This is a genomic window from Mesorhizobium sp. dw_380, from assembly GCF_018588885.1.
In the GTDB taxonomy this organism is placed as follows: domain Bacteria; phylum Pseudomonadota; class Alphaproteobacteria; order Rhizobiales; family Rhizobiaceae; genus Mesorhizobium.
This window is the reverse complement of sequence record NZ_JAFFIW010000095.1, coordinates 1-2,740: the sequence shown is the minus strand read 5'-3', so window position 1 is coordinate 2,740 and position 2,740 is coordinate 1. Positions and strand designations below refer to the sequence as shown.

1 protein-coding gene is annotated in these 2,740 nt (G+C 66.2%); it reads left to right on the top strand.

The window, feature by feature from the left end:
- A partial coding sequence (locus tag JT360_RS32910) for a non-ribosomal peptide synthetase (RefSeq protein WP_214477564.1) occupies positions 1-2,740 on the top strand: 2,740 nt, incomplete at both ends.

Genomic DNA, 2,740 nt, shown 5'->3' with positions numbered 1-2,740 from the left:
AGCCATCATCGGTTCGACCTGACCCAGGCGCCCCTGCTGCGCTTCGTGATGGCGCGGGATCCAGGCAGCGACCGCTGGCTGCTGCTTGAGGTGCATCACCATCTGATCGGGGATCACTCGACCCTGGATATATTGAACGAAGAGATCGAGGCGATCCTGGGGGGGCGGGAAGATGAACTGCCGGCGGCGGGGCCGTTCCGCAATGTTGTGGCGCAGGCGCGTCTTGGGGTCTCTGAGGCGGAGCATGAGCGTTACTTCCGCGAGCGGCTTGGGGATGTCGATGAGCCGGTGCTGCCATTCGGCCTGGCGGAGGTGCGCGGCGATGGCAAGGGAATGGCCGAAATACACCGGATGCTGCCGCAACCCCTCAACGACCGTCTGCGGAGTCATGCCCGGCGCCTGGGAGTGAGCCTTGCCAGCCTTTGCCATGTGGCGTGGGGCCAGGTGGTGGCGCGCACGTCCGGCCGCGAGAAGGTGGTGTTCGGAACGGTGCTGCTTGGCCGCATGCAGGCTAGCGCAGGCGCCGACCGGGCGATGGGTCTGTTCATCAACACGCTGCCGCTGCGGCTGGACCTGGATGGGCGGGGTGTGGCGGCCGGTGTGCGCGATGCGCATCTGCGCCTCGCGGAGCTGTTGCAGCACGAGCATGCGCCTCTGGTCTTGGCGCAGCGCTGCAGTGGGGTAGCGGCGGGAACACCGCTGTTCAGCGCGTTGCTGAATTATCGGCATAACGCCGCGCAGACGGCGAGCCTCAGCGGTGCTGAGTGGCTGGAGAGCGAGGAGCGGACGAACTATCCGCTGACGCTGTCGGTGGAGGATTTTGGGACCGAGCTTGGCCTGACGGCGCAGGTGGTGGAGGCGGCGTCGGCGGATCGTGTCATCGGGATGATGCAGCGGGTGCTGGAGAGCCTGGTGGAGGCGCTGGATGAGGCGCCTGAGACGCCGTTGCGGTCCCTGGACGTGCTGCCGGCCGAGGAGCGCGAGCTTGTCCTTGAGACATGGAACCGGACGGAAGCCGCCTATCCGTCGGATCGCTGCATCCATGAGCTGTTCGAGGAGCAGGTTGCACGCACTCCGGATGCTGTCGCGCTGGTGCAGGGCGACAAGGAACTCACCTATGGCGCGTTGAACGCCGAGGCCAATCGTCTGGCGCATCGTCTGATCGGGCTTGGTGTGAAGCCGGACGACCGGGTCGGGCTGTGCGTCGAGCGGTCACCGGCGATGGTGATCGGGCTACTTGGCGTGCTGAAGGCAGGCGGGGCCTATGTGCCGCTCGACCCGGGCTATCCGCGCGAGCGGCTTGGCTGGCTGGTGAGCGATGCCGATCCGCGTCTGGTGCTGGTGGACAAGACCGGCCGTGCAGCCCTTGGCGAGGCGCTGTCTGGACGCATGTCGATCGGGCTGGACGAGCAGAGTGCCGAGCAGGACAACCAACCAGCGAACGATCCCGACCCCCGGGCGCTTGGCCTGACGCCGCGCCATCTCGCCTATGTGATTTACACCTCAGGTTCCACGGGGATGCCAAAGGGAGCGCAGAATGAACATCGGGCGATCGTCAACCGCCTGGTCTGGATGCAGGATGCCTATCGCCTGGATGCAAATGATGTCGTGCTGCAGAAGACCCCCTATAGCTTCGACGTGTCTGGATGGGAGTTCTTCTGGACGCTGCTGACCGGGGCCAGGCTGGTGTTGGCAGCCCCGGAGGAGCACAAAGACCCGAGCGCAATGGTCGAGGCGATCACGCGGCATCGGGTCACGACGATACACTTCGTGCCGTCAATGCTGGCGAGCTTCCTGGAAGCGGAGGGCGTGGCGCGCTGCACGTCGCTGCAGCGTATCGTGTGCAGCGGCGAGGCGCTGCCTGCCTTGAGCGTGCATAAGGCACAGCGCCTTCTACCCCAGGCGAAGCTGCACAATCTGTATGGCCCGACAGAAGCGGCGATCGACGTGACGGCCTGGACCTGTCCGGCCGGCTATGACGGGAACATTGTCCCGATCGGCCGTCCAATCTCGAACACGCAGATGTATATTCTGGACGGTTATGGCGAGCCTGTCCCGCTCGGTGTTGCGGGCGAGCTCTATATCGGCGGTGTGGGCGTTGCGCGCGGCTATCTGAACCGTGCGGAGCTGACGGCGGAACGGTTCGTGGCGGACCGCTTCAGCAGCGACCCGCAGGCGCGGCTCTACCGGACGGGCGATCTGGCGCGCTACCTGCAGGACGGCAACATCGAGTACCTGGGCCGCAACGACCATCAAGTCAAGATTCGCGGCTTCCGCATCGAGCTTGGCGAGATCGAGACGCGGCTTGGCGAGCATGCGCTCGTGCGTGAAGCGGTGGTGATCGCGCGCGAAGACACGCCTGGCGACAAGCGCCTGGTCGCCTATGTGGTGACACGTGGCGAGGCCGATGCTGATCTCGCGGCGATGCTGCGGACTTACCTGGGTGGCCTGCTGCCTGAGTATATGGTGCCGGCGGCCTATGTGGTGGTGGAGGCGCTGCCGCTGAGCGCGAACGGCAAGCTCGACCGACGTGCGCTACCGGCGCCGGAGGGCGGAGCCTATGCGCGTGGCGCGTATGAGCCGCCTCGAGGCGAGGTGGAGGCGATCCTTGCCGGGCTGTGGGCGGAACTGCTTGGTGGCGAGCGGGTCGGGCGGCAGGACAGCTTCTTCGAACTCGGCGGCCATTCGCTGCTGGCGGTGAAGCTGCTGGAGCGCCTGCGCCGGCTGGGTCTGGGGGCGG